At 56.5% G+C, this 14,232-nt stretch carries 12 protein-coding genes; 10 read left to right on the forward strand and 2 right to left on the reverse strand.

Annotated elements, in window-relative coordinates:
• The first annotated feature begins 3 nt into the window (after nucleotides 1-3).
• The 9 genes from AABB92_RS11230 to AABB92_RS11270 all read left to right on the forward strand — a co-directional run bounded on the left by AABB92_RS11230 (nucleotide 4) and on the right by AABB92_RS11270 (nucleotide 9,331).
• Nucleotides 4-930: an amino acid ABC transporter permease gene (locus AABB92_RS11230; protein WP_031377696.1), complete on the forward strand. Its 927-nt coding sequence runs from the start codon at nucleotides 4-6 to the stop codon at nucleotides 928-930.
• The gene (locus tag AABB92_RS11235; protein ID WP_046289320.1) at nucleotides 914-1,708 is read left to right on the forward strand and encodes an amino acid ABC transporter ATP-binding protein; all 795 of its coding nucleotides are present in this window, start codon (nucleotides 914-916) and stop codon (nucleotides 1,706-1,708) included. Before AABB92_RS11230 ends, AABB92_RS11235 begins: the two co-directional genes overlap by 17 nt.
• Nucleotides 1,709-1,710: 2 nt before the next feature.
• Nucleotides 1,711-2,622 (forward strand): ABC transporter substrate-binding protein, encoded by a 912-nt coding sequence (locus AABB92_RS11240; protein ID WP_082097617.1) that lies wholly within the window; start codon nucleotides 1,711-1,713, stop codon nucleotides 2,620-2,622.
• 167 nt (nucleotides 2,623-2,789) lie between these two features.
• Entirely contained in the window at nucleotides 2,790-3,350 is a 561-nt protein-coding gene (locus tag AABB92_RS11245) for a non-canonical purine NTP pyrophosphatase (protein ID WP_031377693.1), read from the forward strand.
• Nucleotides 3,347-4,141, forward strand: a complete 795-nt coding sequence (locus AABB92_RS11250) for an SIR2 family protein (RefSeq protein WP_031377692.1) — start codon at nucleotides 3,347-3,349, stop codon at nucleotides 4,139-4,141. Before AABB92_RS11245 ends, AABB92_RS11250 begins: the two co-directional genes overlap by 4 nt.
• 148 nt (nucleotides 4,142-4,289) lie before the next feature.
• Nucleotides 4,290-4,631 carry a YebG family protein gene (locus AABB92_RS11255; protein ID WP_031377691.1) on the forward strand — a complete coding sequence of 114 codons (342 nt, stop codon included), beginning with the start codon at nucleotides 4,290-4,292 and terminating at the stop codon, nucleotides 4,629-4,631.
• 423 nt (nucleotides 4,632-5,054) lie between these two features.
• On the forward strand, nucleotides 5,055-5,888 hold the full coding sequence (gene licT, locus AABB92_RS11260) for a BglG family transcription antiterminator LicT (protein WP_031377690.1): 834 nt from the start codon (nucleotides 5,055-5,057) through the stop codon (nucleotides 5,886-5,888).
• A 170-nt stretch (nucleotides 5,889-6,058) separates the two neighbouring features.
• The gene (bglF, locus tag AABB92_RS11265) at nucleotides 6,059-7,924 is read left to right on the forward strand and encodes a PTS beta-glucoside transporter subunit IIABC (RefSeq protein ID WP_031377689.1); all 1,866 of its coding nucleotides are present in this window, start codon (nucleotides 6,059-6,061) and stop codon (nucleotides 7,922-7,924) included.
• A 12-nt stretch (nucleotides 7,925-7,936) separates the two neighbouring features.
• Complete coding sequence (locus AABB92_RS11270; RefSeq protein WP_031377688.1) at nucleotides 7,937-9,331, forward strand: glycoside hydrolase family 1 protein; 1,395 nt, start codon at nucleotides 7,937-7,939, stop codon at nucleotides 9,329-9,331.
• Between the two features lie 170 nt (nucleotides 9,332-9,501).
• Here AABB92_RS11270 and AABB92_RS11275 read toward each other — a convergent pair whose 3' ends face one another.
• Entirely contained in the window at nucleotides 9,502-10,629 is a 1,128-nt protein-coding gene (locus tag AABB92_RS11275) for a Fic family protein (RefSeq protein ID WP_031377687.1), read from the reverse strand.
• Between the two features lie 526 nt (nucleotides 10,630-11,155).
• On the opposite strand from AABB92_RS11275, the gene AABB92_RS11280 reads away from it, so the two are divergent.
• Nucleotides 11,156-13,096 carry a methyl-accepting chemotaxis protein gene (locus tag AABB92_RS11280; RefSeq protein WP_031377686.1) on the forward strand — a complete coding sequence of 647 codons (1,941 nt, stop codon included), beginning with the start codon at nucleotides 11,156-11,158 and terminating at the stop codon, nucleotides 13,094-13,096.
• Between the two features lie 51 nt (nucleotides 13,097-13,147).
• On the opposite strand, the gene AABB92_RS11285 is transcribed toward AABB92_RS11280, so the two are convergent.
• The gene (locus AABB92_RS11285) at nucleotides 13,148-14,230 is read right to left on the reverse strand and encodes an ABC transporter ATP-binding protein (protein ID WP_031377685.1); all 1,083 of its coding nucleotides are present in this window, start codon (nucleotides 14,228-14,230) and stop codon (nucleotides 13,148-13,150) included.
• Between the last annotated feature and the right edge of the window lie 2 nt (nucleotides 14,231-14,232).

Below are 14,232 nucleotides of genomic sequence, written 5' to 3' on the forward strand. Positions count from 1 at the left end.
ACGATGAGCAAGCATCAACATCTGCAGGTGGTGCCGGCGCGTTATCCGGCCCGTACCGTTGGGGCGATCGTCGCCCTGTTTATTTTGGCGGCCGTGATCCAGTCGGTCGCCTTTAATCCGCGCTGGGAATGGGGCGTATTTGCCCGCTGGTTCTTCGATCCGGTGATCCTGCATGGTCTGGGTCAGACCCTGTTGCTGACGCTGCTGGGGACGGTGTTCAGCCTGATATTTGGCGGGCTGCTGGCCCTGGCGCGCCTCTCCTCCTCGTGGCTGCTGAGCAGTCTGGCGTGGGGTTATATCTGGCTGTTCCGTTCGCTGCCGCTGATTGTGGTGCTGATCATTCTGTACAACTTCTCTTATCTCTACGACACCCTGTCGATTGGTATCCCGTTTACCGCTCTGTCGTGGGGCGCGTTTCAGACCATTAATGTGCTGGGCCAGTTTCCGGCAGCGGTCATTGGCTTAACGCTGGTGCAGGCGGCCTACAGCGCGGAGATCATTCGCGGCGGGATTCTGGGGGTCGATCACGGCCAGGTCGAAGCGGCCTCCGCGCTGGGACTGTCGGCAACCCGCCGCACCTTCCGCATCATTCTGCCGCAGGCGTTACGCGCCATCATTCCCACTGCCTTTAACGAAATCATCAGCCTGGCGAAGGGCACCGCGATGGTGTACGTGCTGGCGATGCCGGAACTGTTTTACACCATCCAGATGATCTACAACCGCAACCAGGAAGTGATCCCGCTGCTGATGGTCGGCGCCGCCTGGTATCTGATTATCACCACCGTGCTGTCGGTGATTCAGCACAGCGTTGAACGCTGGCTGGCCCGCAGTGTGACCCGCGAACCGCAGCCGTCGCGCTGGCGGCAGTGGCGCAACCGCGTCACGCCTCTCAATCCAACCGAGGAGATCAGCCATGTCCGAAGCCATTGATTACCGCACATCACACACCACCGGTGCCATCAGCATTACCGGCGTCAGTAAAAGTTTTGGCAAACACAAAGCGCTGGATGCGGTTTCACTGTCACTGGATCCGGGATCGGTGACGGTGATCCTCGGCCCCTCCGGCTCCGGCAAGTCGACCCTGTTGCGCACCATCAATCATCTGGAGCGGGTGGATGAAGGGTTTATCCAGATTGACGGCGACTACATCGGCTATCAGCAGCGCGGCGATAAGCTCTACGAACTGAAAGAGCAGGCGATTCTGCGTCAGCGCATTAACGTCGGCTATGTGTTTCAGAATTTCAATCTGTTCCCGCACCTCAGCGTGCTGGACAATCTGATTGAAGCGCCGATTGCCCATCGACAGCTCACCAAAGCGGCAGCGATTCAGCGTGCCGGTGAGCTGCTGGATATTGTCGGTCTGCGGCATAAAGCTGACGCCTGGCCGCGTCATCTGTCAGGCGGCCAACAGCAGCGTATCGCCATTGCCCGGGCGCTGATGCTAAATCCACGGGTGATGCTGTTTGACGAACCAACTTCAGCGCTTGATCCGGAACTGGTCGGCGAGGTGCTCGACGTGATCAAAAAACTGGCGCGCTCCGGCACCACGCTGGTGATCGTTACCCACGAGATTGGCTTTGCACGTGAAGTGGCGGATAACGTGGTGTTTATGGTCGACGGCAGGATCGTAGAGCAGGGCAGCACCAGCCAGGTACTGAACAATCCGCGCCATGAGCGAACCCGGCGTTTCCTGGCGCGCGTGCTGTGAGGATGACGATGAAGCTGAGCCCTCTGTCATTGCTGCTGCTGTCGCTGCTGTCGCCGCTGGCCACTTCCGCCGCTGAACAACGTGACACCCGGCAAAATGAAACGCCGATTCATGCGCCCGCCAATCCGGCAGCGATCGCAAAAATTCCGGCAAACTTTACTTTTATTGAGCCAGGCACCCTGACGGTGGCGACTTCCGCCACCAACTCGCCGCCGCTGTCACTGCTGGCGTCGGATAATGTCTCGCGGATCGGCAGCGATCCCGATATTGCCCGGCTGCTGGCCGACAGTCTGGGATTAAAACTGAAGCTGGTGCCGGCATCGTGGGAGGACTGGCCGCTGGGGATCACCGCGGGCCGCTACGATGTGGCGATGTTTAACATCGCCGTGACCGAAGAGCGCAAAAAGAAGTTCGATTTCGCCACCTATCGCGCCGATAACCACGCTTTCTCGGTGAAAAGTGACAGTAAAATCAGCGCGATCAATGCGCCCGCCGATATCGCCGGTAAACGCATCATCGTGGCGTCCGGCACCAATCAGGAGCGCATCCTGCTGAGCTGGGATCGGCAAAACCAGGCCAAAGGGTTGCCGGCAGTCACGCCGATCTATCTGACCGATGACGCCTCGGCCACGCTTTCCCTGCTGTCGGGACGTGCCGATGCGATGTTCGGGCCGCACTCGATGGCAGCGTGGAAGGCGGCGTCACGCGGACAAACAAAACTGGTTGGCAGCGGGCCGTTTCGCGCCTGGGTCGCGGTCACCACCAAAAAGGGTAACGGTCTGGCACCCGCACTGCAGGCGGCCATGGATGGCACCATCAGCGGCGGTCAGTATCAGCAGGTTCTGACGCGCTGGGGCGAACAGGATGAAGCCATCGCGCACTCCACGGTAAATCCCCCCGGCATTCAGTACTGAACCTTCTCTGGCGCTTCGGCGCCGTTTATTCTGCCTGCCTCTCTACTCCGGCTGAACGGCCATCACGGCGACGGACCACAGAATTGCGCTACACTCTCCAGCGTTAGTGTTCTATCCTGCCCGCCTGTCGATTCAGCGCGCGGCGGAGCAATTAACCTGGAAGCCCCATGAAAATCAGATTCCTTTCTGCCAATGAGCAAAAGCTGGCGGAGGTGCGCAAAATCCTCGAACCTATCGGGGTCGAAGTATTGCCCATCTCCCGTCGTATCGAAGAAATTCAGACTGAAAACGAACTCGATCTGGTGCGCGATAAGCTGACCAAGGCCTTTTCACTGATTGGACGACCGCTGTTCGTTGAGCATACCGGACTCTATCTGGATGGCCTGAATGGCCTGCCAGCCGGGTTGACCCGCATCTTCTGGAACCGGCTGGATGCGGAGCGTTTTACCGCCCTGGTGCAGGGGCTCGATAGCCAGGCCGTGACGGCTAAGACCGTGCTGGGCTACTGCGATGGTCGCAAAATGTATCAGTTTTCCGGCGAACTGCGCGGTACCATCGCCGCCGAACCGGCCGGCACACGCGGCTTTCAGTGGGATTGTGTCTTTATCCCGGAAGGTTACGATCAGACATTTGCCGAAATGGGTGAACTCAAGAATGAGATTTCGATGCGGCGCATCGCGCTCGATCGCTTCGCCACTTTTTTGAAAACGGCTCGGGGAGTTGCATGAAACCTGAACTTAAACGTGCTTATGATTCCGGTAAGCTGATTCTGTTTGCCGGCGCGGGTATCTCTCGCAATCTTGGTTTGCCGGAGTGGCATGAGCTGATTGCCCATCTCGCCAATGAGCTGGGTTACGATCCGAAAATCTTTAACACCTATGGTACCCATCTGTCGCTGGCGGAATATTACAAACAGAAGAAAGGATCGCTCGGCCCGCTGCGCAGCTGGATGGATCGCGAATGGCACCGCCCGGATATTGATGTCCGGACCTCAGAAATCCACACCATGATCACCCAGGGCAACTTTTCCCGCATCTATACCACCAACTACGATCGCTGGCTGGAAGCGGCACACGATGCGCATGGCGTCCCGTATTACAAAGTGGCTAACGCCGCCGATCTGGTGTCGCTGACCGAAGATAAACGTCACATTATCAAGCTGCACGGCGATTTCGATGATGACACCTCTATCGTGCTGGATGAAAGCAGCTACTTTGAACGGCTCTATTTCGATTCGCCGCTCGACATCAAACTGACCCACGACGTGATGGGCAATTCGGTGCTGTTTGTCGGCTACAGCATCAGCGATTTTAATATCCGGCTGCTGTTTTACCGCCTGACTAAAATGTGGGGCCGCACCGGGCTGGCGACGGCGCGTCCGAAATCGTATCTGTTTACCAACCGCAATAATCCAGTGGCAAAAGAGGTACTTGGACAGTGGGGGATTGAGATGATCGTCTCGGAAGAGGATGACCCGCGTAAAGCGCTGGCCGATTTTCTTGAGGCGCTGCTGGTCTAGCCAGCAACGCGCCTTCCCCGACAGAGTGGTTAAAGTTTGTGCCCGGTTAAGGTTATGCCGGGGATAACCGATAAACTCTATTCTCTGCTGGAAAAGCATCATCGTCGTGATATACTGTATGTATACACAGTATCCGAGGGGCAAAAACATGGCTGTCGAAACAAAATTTGTAGTAGTCAGAAAGGGTGAAGAGAAGATGACGTTTGCCAATAAAAAAGAGGCCGATGCCTACGACAAAATGCTCGATATGGCCGAAGCCTTCACCGACTGGCTGTTACAGCATCAACCCGCGCTGGATGAGACGCAGGCGGAAACCCTGGGCCTGTTGATCGCCGAGCAGAAAGATGCTGTGCAGCATATTCTGCGTACCAGCAAACTGCCTGAGCCGGTTGCTGCTGATGCCCGTCAGCCTGAGACGGCATCAGACAGCGCCGATGACAAGGCTGAAGAGACTGGCAGTAAAAAAGTCCGCGCGGTAAAAGCAGCCTGACCCCGTTAACGCCGGAAGCGATCCTTCCGGCGTTATTGTTTTGACTGTGTCTGGCACCGATCTTCACCTTATGCCGCTTTGCGCACCTCCTTGTTAAAACGCCTTGCCTGAAAGGCCGTCTCGTCAAACCACTCTGCTTTGAAAATCCTTTCCGCTGAAAGATCTGCGCGTTTATGTCGCGTTCGCCGTAATGACGGCCCTTAAGGCATCTCGCGGTTTACCTGTAGCGGGTTATATTTTTGATCTCGCCTTGCTGCAAATCACACCAGTAAGAACGATCTGTATCACGTTTCTTTTCGTAAGCTATTGAGGCTGCGATTGAAACTGATACAGTACCGCCACTGGATTGTTACTGCTTCGGCAGGCAAAACCTGATTTTCTGGCTTATGCCGGAGGTCAGGTTTTTTTGTTTCTGGGGTTCCAATGAAAATCGCCAAAATTCTTAATAATAATGTGGTGGTTGTTCAGGATAAACACGGCGGCGAACAGGTCGTTATGGGGCGCGGTCTGGCCTTCCAGAGACGCGTCGGCGACACGCTTGATAAGGCGCGCATTGAGAAGATTTTCGCGCTGCAAAGCGACGAACTGATGCATCGGCTGGGGGATCTGTTAAGCCAAATTCCGCTGGAGGTGATGACCACCTGCGATCGCATCATCCAGCTTGCCGCCCAGCGGCTGGGGACCTTGCAGGAGAGCCTGTATATCACCCTCACCGACCACTGCCATTTTGCGATTGAACGGCAACATAAAGGCCTGACCATCAAAAATGTGCTGCTGTGGGAGATTAAACGGCTCTACCCGAAAGAATTTGAACTGGGGCAGGAAGCGCGGGCCATTATCGCTCAGCGCCTGAACGTCCAGCTGCCGGAGGATGAAGCGGGCTTCATCGCCCTGCATCTGGTAACGGCGCAGCTCAACAGCGAAATGCCGGAGGTTATGCACGTAACCCGGGTGCTGCAGGAAATCCTGCAGCTGGTGAAGTATCAGTTACAGATTGAATATGATGAAGAGTCGCTGAGCTACCAGCGCTTTGTGACTCATCTGAAGTTTTTTGCCCAGCGAATGCTGACGCGTACCGTGGTGCCGGATGACGATCTCTCCCTCCATCGGGCAGTAAAAGATAACTACGCCAACGCCTGGAAATGTGCCGAAAAGCTGGCGCAGCACCTGCAAAAAAGCTATCAGCGCGAGCTGACTGCGGAAGAAATTATGTTCCTCACCATTCATATCGAACGGGTGAGAAAAGAAGCACGCTAGACGCTATTACTGGATTTTTCTGCAACTGGATTTTTACTTCAACAGGATTGTTACTGCATAACGCAGGCAAAACCTGAGCGCGGCCTGAACACACAGGCTGCTCTCGGGTTTTTTTTTATTTTTTACTCAGTCATCCGGCGCCCGCGGGCCACGGCTATAAGGAAATCGAGATGGAATATCACGCGTTGGCGAAAGATATTCTCGGCCACGTCGGTGGCAAAGAGAATATCGTCAGTCTGGTACATTGCGCCACACGGCTTCGCTTCAAGCTGAAGGATCACGGCAAAGCCGATGCCCGCAGTCTGAAGGAGAATCCAGGCGTGATCATGGTGGTCGAAAGCGGCGGTCAGTTTCAGGTGGTGATTGGCAATCACGTCCACGATGTCTGGCAGGCCGTCAGCAAAGCGGCCGGACTGGCGGAAGACGCACCCAGCATCAATGACGGGAAGGGCGACAAGATCAACCTGTTCAACCGCCTGATTGATATCGTATCAGGCATTTTTACTCCGTTTATCGGTATCCTGGCCGCCTCCGGTATTCTCAAGGGCTTTCTGGCGCTGGCGGTGGTCTGCAACTGGCTGTCCCCCGACAGCGGCACCTATAAGATCCTGTTCGCCGCCAGTGATGCGCTGTTCTTTTTCTTCCCGCTGGTGCTGGGCTATACCGCCGGGAAAAAATTTGGCGGCAACCCGTTTATCACCATGAGCATTGGTGGAGCACTCACCCATCCGACTATGATTGCGGCTTTTGAGGCCAGCCAGCAGGCGGGGGCGGTGACCGAGGCTTTTTTTGGCATTCCGATAACCTGGATTAACTACAGCTCCTCTGTGATCCCGATTATTCTTGCCGCCTGGCTGAGCTGCTGGCTGGAAAAACAGAGCAGCCGCTTTCTGCCTTCCTCCGTGAAAAACTTTTTTGCCCCGCTGATCTGCATAGCGATCACCGTTCCTCTGACCTTCCTGCTGATTGGACCGCTGGCGACCGGGATGAGCCAGATGCTGGCGAATGGCTATCAGTGGATTTACCAGCAGGCTCCGTGGCTGGCAGGCGCGGCGATGGGCGCACTATGGCAGGTCTGCGTAATTTTCGGTTTGCACTGGGGACTGGTGCCCTTGATGATCAACAACCTGGCGGTGCTGGGTCACGACACCATGGCACCGATCCTGTTGCCTGCGGTAATGGGACAGGTAGGTGCCACGCTCGGTGTCTTGCTTCGTACCCGTGACGCGCGCCAGAAAGTGCTGGCGGGCTCTTCGGTCACCGCCGGGATTTTCGGCATCACCGAGCCGGCTGTCTATGGCGTTAACCTGCCACTACGTCGCCCGTTCTACTTTGGCTGCGTCGCCGGAGCGATCGGCGGTGCCATTGTCGGGTTCAGTGATACCCATGTTTATTCCTTCGGCTTTGCCAATATCTTTACTATTGCCCAGATGATCCCGCCGGGTGGCGTCGACAGTACGCTATGGGGCGGCATTATCGGCACGCTGGTGGCGCTGGTGCTGAGTTTCACAATGACGCTGCTGGCGGGAATGCCGGGTGCGCGCCGTCCGTCAGAGGCCGCGTTGCCCGCTACCCTCAGTGCCAATGAGGTGCTCTCACCGATGACCGGTAGCGTACTGGCACTCGACCAATTGCCTGATGCCACTTTTGCCAGCGGCCTGCTCGGTCAGGGTACCGCCATTATTCCCTCAGGAAATCAGGTTATTGCGCCGTTTTCCGGCATGGTTGCCTCCTTGTTCCAGACCCGACACGCGATTGGCTTGCTGAGCGACAGCGGAATCGAGGTATTGATTCACGTCGGGATCGATACCGTCAAACTCGACGGCAAACCCTTCACCGCCCATGTAAACGTCGGCGACAAAGTGCAGCCGGGTGACCTGCTGCTGACCTTTGACCGTCAGGCCATTATTGACGCCGGATACGATCTGGCGACCCCGATCATTATCAGTAACAGCGATGCGTATCAGCAGGTGGTGACCGTTGCGGCCAGCACCGTGGTTGCCGGTGCGCCATTGCTCAGCGTAAGCCACGACTAAAAGGAGCACGTGATGAAGAGTTTCCCGAGTACATTTTTATGGGGCGGCGCACTGGCCGCAAACCAGGTCGAAGGCGCTTATCGCGAAGAGGGTAAAGGGCTATCCACCTCTGACGTCCAGCCGCAGGGCATATTTGGTCCTATCGTCGAGCGTGAGCCCGGCAGCAGTAGCATTAAAGATATCGCCATCGATTTCTACCATCGCTACCCGGAAGATATCAAACTGTTCGCCGAAATGGGCTTCAGCTGTCTGCGCGTCTCTATCGCATGGACGCGCATCTTCCCGAACGGTGACGATCCGCAGCCGAATGAGGCCGGGCTGGCCTTTTACGACCGGCTATTTGATGAACTGGCGGCGCACCGCATCACACCATTGGTGACGTTGTCACACTATGAAATGCCGTGGTCACTGGTAAAACAGTACGGCGGCTGGGGCAACCGTCAGGTGATTGATTTATTTGAACGTTATGCCCGCACCGTTTTTGCGCGCTATCAGCATAAAGTGAAGCGCTGGCTGACCTTCAACGAAATTAATATGTCGCTGCACGCGCCAATGACCGGCGTCGGACTGCCGGACGGCAGCAGCAAAAGCGAAGTCTACCAGGCCATTCACCACCAGCTGGTGGCCAGCGCGCTGGCGGTCAACGCCTGTCATGAGATCATTCCTGACGCTCAAATCGGCAACATGCTGCTCGGCGGGCTGATGTATCCGCTGACCTGCAAGCCCGATGATGTGTTCAAAACGCTGCAGGAAAACCGCAGCTGGCAGTTCTTTGGCGACGTACAGTGCCGCGGCAGTTATCCGGGCTATATGCTGCGTTTCTTCCGCGATAATGGCATCCGACTGGATATCACCGATGCCGATCGCCAGGCGCTGAAATCGACCGTCGATTTTATCTCGTTCAGCTATTACATGACCGGCTGCGTAACCGCCGACGAAGCACATAGCCAGCGCGCACGAAGTAACATCCTGAGCATGGTGCCGAACCCGCATCTTGCCAGTTCGGAATGGGGCTGGCAGATTGACCCGGTCGGGCTGCGTACGCTGTTAAACGTGCTGTGGGACCGCTATCAAAAACCGCTGTTTATCGTTGAAAACGGCCTTGGCGCAAAGGATGAGCCAGATGCAGCAGGCATGGTGCAGGATGACTATCGCATCAGCTATCTTAACGACCATCTGGTGCAGGTCCGCGAGGCGATCGACGACGGCGTTGAGGTGCTGGGCTATACCAGCTGGGGACCGATCGATTTGGTCAGCGCATCGAAAGCTGAACTCTCTAAGCGCTACGGCTTCATTTATGTCGATCGGGATGACAGTGGGAACGGCTCGCTGGCGCGCAGCCGCAAGAAGAGTTTTTACTGGTACAAAGAGGTGATTAGCACCAACGGGGCGTCGCTGAAACAGTAATTGCAGCAATGCGCCATCGCGGCGAAGACCTTTTCGCCGCGATGCATCTCGCCGCCGCGCTACTCATGCGCGACACCAGGCATTTCATCCCATTTTCTCCGGCTGTTTATCCGGGCGTTGGTTGACGATCTGCTGACGTGATGTTCGTTTGCCAGGATGTCCGCTGATCCTCAGCGTTCTTCTGCGGCTCTGACCTGATAGCGCGTACTGCGTCCGCCGCCTTCCAGCCGGTAAAGACAGCCTTTCTCCAGCAGATCGGCTAAATGACGTGTCGCCGTCGCCTTACTCACTTTCGCCACCTTCTGATACTGACTGGCGCTGATCCCCTGTTCAAAACCCTGTTCGCCGCCGTCTAACAACCGGTTCAGTACTTTTACCTGCTCTTTGCTCAGGGCCAGTCCCTGATGCCGGAGCCAGAAGCGTGCTTTTGCCTGGGTGCGGGCAACGGTGTTAATCGCCTGCTGCAGACTCTCATCCAGAATATCGAGAAACCACACCAGCCAGTCGGTAATATCCAGCCCGCCTTTCTGCGTCTGTTCCAGGATGCGGTAGTAATCCGCGCGGTGGGCCAGAATGGCAGGTGACATCGCGTACAGACGGATGCTCTGACTGTCAGCCTGCGCCAGTGCCAGATCGGTTAAAGCGCGGGTGATACGGCCATTACCGTCATCAAAAGGGTGCAGGGTAACAAACCAGAGATGGCAGATTGCGGCGCGCAGCAACGGGTCCAGCATCACATCCTGTTCGCTGCGGTTGAACCACGCAATAAACGCTGTCAGCTGCGGTTCCAGTCCGCTGCGCGGCGGTGCTTCAAAATGCACCGTCGGACGATCGATGCGTCCGGATATGACCTGCATCGGCTCGCTGCCGCGCAGGGTGCCAACACTCAGACGCTGCACGGACCATTCATCGGCCGGAAATAACCAGCAATGCCATTGATAAAGACGCGCCAGCGTGAGCGGCTGGCTGCGGTTGTTAATGGCATCCAGCATCATCGCCGCCAGTCCCTCCGATCGATCCGAAACCGGATAAGGCTGTTGTTCGGTCACGCCTAAGCGGCGCGCCAGAGATGAACGCACCGATTGTACGTTTACCCGTTCTTCTTCAATCGCCGAGGAGGAGAGGATATTGCTGAGCAGAGTGTCGAGCGTTTGCGCCTGATCGCCGGGGTGCAGGCTGGCACGGCCCAGCAGTAAACCGCGCTGCTGCTGCAGATGGCGCAAACGAGGTAACAGTGCGGCCTGCTGCCAGTGAAATTGCGGCCAGTCGGCCTGTTGCCATATCCAGTCAGTCGTCATATCCGGCTCATCATCAGGGTAATGAGCCGAATAAGTCTGCTTATTCGGCTCACATAATGAGTCGATTGTAACGAAGATTTGGCTCACAGACCACTTTGTCAGCCACCAGACACAAAAGAAAACAGGACCCGAAGGTCCTGTCTGTTTAGCGGGAGAATTGCAAAAAGGTGTCTGAGTAGTAGTGAACAATCCAGGCGACATACGCTAACCAGATGATCATACCGCCTGCTAAGCCAATTTTACCGGTCATTGATTTTTCTCCACCGTGATGAGGGAACAACAACGTCTGTTTACATAAACTGACAGTAGTGACGGCTGCCGGTATTGTTTTAGATCAAATTAAACAGATTCATTGCTGTCGCCATAACCCCTTTGCGATCAACTTCCCGCTTTTATCATCCGGTCTGACCCGCACACTCCAGCCGGTTGCGTAATTAAAGTTCAAAAAAACGGCGCCGATAGATGATCTCAGGAGCACCAGAACCACAGGGAGGTCGCGAAAAGGGTAAATTCCAGGGGAATCAACATGGCCAGTCAGTTAAAAGATAAAAAGAAAATGAGTACCCGAGCGCAGATGCTCATTACCGGCGGCTTGACCATTATGCTGGGATTTACCGTGACGATCGGTGTCCTTAGCTGGCAGTCAGGCAAAGAGCAGAAGGCGCTGGCAGAGAAGTATCTGCAGCAGATTGCCCAAAGCCGCGGCTTACAGGTGCAACAGGAGCTGAGTCATGCGCGTGACGTGGCCAGCCATCTGGGACAAAGCCTGATCGCTTTACCCCATGCCGGTATTACCGACCGCAAAGTGGTCGATAAGATCATGGAATATTCACTGCGGGCCAATCCCGACTATCTGTCGATGTCTGTGATCTTTGAACCGAACGCCTTCGATGGTCGCGATGCCGAATTCGTGAACCAGCCGGGCCAGGCTCCACAGGGGCGTTACGCCTGGTTTGTTGACCGCGATCAGGCGGGTCAATTCGCCATGCATCCTCTGCTCTCAATCCTGACGCCAGGTCAGGGTGATTACTATCAAATCCCGCAGCAATCGAAGAAAGATACCCTGATCGAGCCTTACAGCTATGCCTATAACGGCGTGCCGACCTTACTGACCTCGGTCGCGGCGGCAATAATCGAACAGGGCACGCTGAAGGCGATTGTCACCTCCGATATTTCACTCGCGTCATTACAGCAGAAGGTGAATCAAATCAAACCCTGGCAGGGAAGCGGCTATGCGCTGCTGCTCTCCAATGGTGGAAAGGTGGTGTCATCGCCGGTCAAAGATGAGGCCGGTAAGCCGTGGAAAGGGGAAACCGATCATTTCACCTCGGGCGTGGTGCAGCATTTTGATTCAGTGCTGGGAGAAGAGGCGTTGATGACCTGGCAACCGGTGATTATTGGCGACAGCGATAAACCCTGGTACCTCGGGGTGGTGGCGCCGGTGAGTCAGGTGATGGCCGCCGCTAACCGTCAGCTGAGCTGGGCCATTGGCCTGATGATCGTCAGCATTCTGCTGGTCGGAACGGTGCTGGGCCTGCTGTTCAGCCGTAAAGTATTACGTCCGATTGGTGGCGAACCGATTGAGGCGGCTAAAATCGCGCTGGCGGTAGCGGATGGCAAACTCGACAATGCCATCGTTATCAAAGCCGGCGACCGCAGCAGCCTGTTCTTCGCGCTGGAAACCATGCAAAGTCAGCTGCGACAAATCGTTGGCCAGATTAAAGATGCCAGCGAATCGGTGCGTCAGGGCGCGGGCGAAATTGCCAGCGGCAACCTCAACCTGGCATCCCGTACCGAGCAGCAGGCGGCCGCGCTGGAGCAGACCGCCGCCAGTATGGAGCAGATCAGCGCCACCATCCGCCTGAATGCGGATAATGCGCAGCAGGCAACCAGCCTGACGGAAAATGCCACCCACATCGCCAGCCGCGGCGCCACGCTGGTGGGCCAGGTGGTCCAGACCATGGCGCAGATCGATGACAGTTCGAAGAAGATCGGCGACATCACCACCATGATCAACAGCATCGCCTTCCAGACCAATATTCTGGCGCTCAACGCTGCGGTGGAGGCGGCACGCGCTGGCGAGCAGGGCCGTGGCTTTGCAGTGGTGGCATCTGAAGTGCGTAATCTGGCGCAGCGCAGCGCCAGTGCGGTCAAGGAGATCGCGGCACTGATCGAGGAGTCAAGCGTACGGGTTGAAAGCGGCGTCAGGCTGGTGAACGATGCCGGTAAGACCATGCAGGAGATGACGCAGGCGGTTAATTCGGTGCAGGGCATTATCGGGGAGATCGTTTCCGCCTCGGATGAGCAGGCGCGCGGCATTACCCAGGTGACGATTGCCGTTAACGAAATGGATGGCACCACCCAGCAGAACGCCGCGCTGGTGCAGCAGATGTCGGCCGCGGCCAGTTCACTGGAAGACCAGGCGCAACAGCTGGCGCAAACGGTCGAGCAGTTCCATCTGGCTTAACGTAATCCGCTGATGATAAAGAAAACCCGCCGTTGGCGGGTTTTTTATTGATTACTGTTCGGTCAGGCGCTCACCGCTGTGCGCATCGAACAGATGCATCTTGTCCGGATTGACGGTGACCGGCAATGTCCCGCCCGACGTCGCCTCGCTGCGCCCGCTCTGTTGCATATGCAGGACGAAACCCTGCCAGTTCAGATGCAGCAGCGTCGACTCGCCGGTAATCTCAACGATACTGACATCGGCTGGCTGACCACCCGCATCGCTGATTAAATCGTGAGGCCGCACGCCGAGCGTCACCGGCTGGTCCGGCTGCTCACCCGCCGCACGGTGCCAGCGGGGCGGTAACGGCAGCCACTGTTGACCACACAGCACGCCCGGCACGCCATCACGCGGCTGAAACTGCGCATCCAGCAGATTCATCGGCGGCGAACCGATAAAGCGTGCCACAAAGGTATTCACCGGACGATCGTAGATCGCCAGCGGTGCGCCCTGTTGCACGATAACGCCATCCTTCATCACTACAATCTGATCCGCCAGCGTCATCGCCTCGACCTGATCGTGCGTCACATACACCATGGTGGTTTTAAAACGCTGGTGCAGCGATTTGATCTCGGCACGCAGCTCCATGCGTAACTGCGCATCAAGGTTAGACAGCGGTTCATCGAACAGAAACACCTGCGGATTACGCACCATCGCGCGTCCCATCGCCACACGTTGCCGCTGGCCGCCCGATAGCGCCCGTGGATAACGTTGCAACAGCTGTCCGATGCCGAGGATGCCGGCAATGCGGGCGATCTTGCTTTTCTGCTCCTCGCGCGCCACCTTTTTGACCTGCATATGGAAGGCCAGATTCTCTGCTACCGTCAGGTGCGGATAGAGCGCATAGCTCTGGAATACCATGGCGATATCGCGGTCAGCGGGATCGAGGTCGTTGATGCGTTTTTTATCGAGCATGATCGCCCCGTCAGAGACGCTATCCAGCCCCGCCAGCAAACGCAATAAGGTTGATTTACCGCAGCCGGAGGGACCAACCAGCACGGTAAAACTGCCGTCGGGGATGGTGAGATCCAGCGGGTGCAGCACGCTCTGCTTACCGTAGCGCTTAGCCACCTGTACAAGTTCAACACTGGCCATAA

Source organism: Pantoea brenneri, from assembly GCF_038594305.1.
Taxonomy (GTDB): domain Bacteria; phylum Pseudomonadota; class Gammaproteobacteria; order Enterobacterales; family Enterobacteriaceae; genus Pantoea; species Pantoea brenneri.

What these genes read in the sequence shown, in the direction of transcription:
- AABB92_RS11230 (WP_031377696.1), top strand. Translation starts at nt 4, where the DNA reads ATGAGCAAGCATCAACATCTGCAGGTGGTGCCGGCGCGTTATCCGGCC.
- AABB92_RS11235 (WP_046289320.1), top strand. Translation starts at nt 914, where the DNA reads ATGTCCGAAGCCATTGATTACCGCACATCACACACCACCGGTGCCATC.
- AABB92_RS11240 (WP_082097617.1), top strand. Translation starts at nt 1,711, where the DNA reads ATGACGATGAAGCTGAGCCCTCTGTCATTGCTGCTGCTGTCGCTGCTG.
- AABB92_RS11245 (WP_031377693.1), top strand. Translation starts at nt 2,790, where the DNA reads ATGAAAATCAGATTCCTTTCTGCCAATGAGCAAAAGCTGGCGGAGGTG.
- AABB92_RS11250 (WP_031377692.1), top strand. Translation starts at nt 3,347, where the DNA reads ATGAAACCTGAACTTAAACGTGCTTATGATTCCGGTAAGCTGATTCTG.
- AABB92_RS11255 (WP_031377691.1), top strand. Translation starts at nt 4,290, where the DNA reads ATGGCTGTCGAAACAAAATTTGTAGTAGTCAGAAAGGGTGAAGAGAAG.
- licT (WP_031377690.1), top strand. Translation starts at nt 5,055, where the DNA reads ATGAAAATCGCCAAAATTCTTAATAATAATGTGGTGGTTGTTCAGGAT.
- bglF (WP_031377689.1), top strand. Translation starts at nt 6,059, where the DNA reads ATGGAATATCACGCGTTGGCGAAAGATATTCTCGGCCACGTCGGTGGC.
- AABB92_RS11270 (WP_031377688.1), top strand. Translation starts at nt 7,937, where the DNA reads ATGAAGAGTTTCCCGAGTACATTTTTATGGGGCGGCGCACTGGCCGCA.
- AABB92_RS11275 (WP_031377687.1), bottom strand. Translation starts at nt 10,629, where the DNA reads ATGACGACTGACTGGATATGGCAACAGGCCGACTGGCCGCAATTTCAC.
- AABB92_RS11280 (WP_031377686.1), top strand. Translation starts at nt 11,156, where the DNA reads ATGGCCAGTCAGTTAAAAGATAAAAAGAAAATGAGTACCCGAGCGCAG.
- AABB92_RS11285 (WP_031377685.1), bottom strand. Translation starts at nt 14,230, where the DNA reads ATGGCCAGTGTTGAACTTGTACAGGTGGCTAAGCGCTACGGTAAGCAG.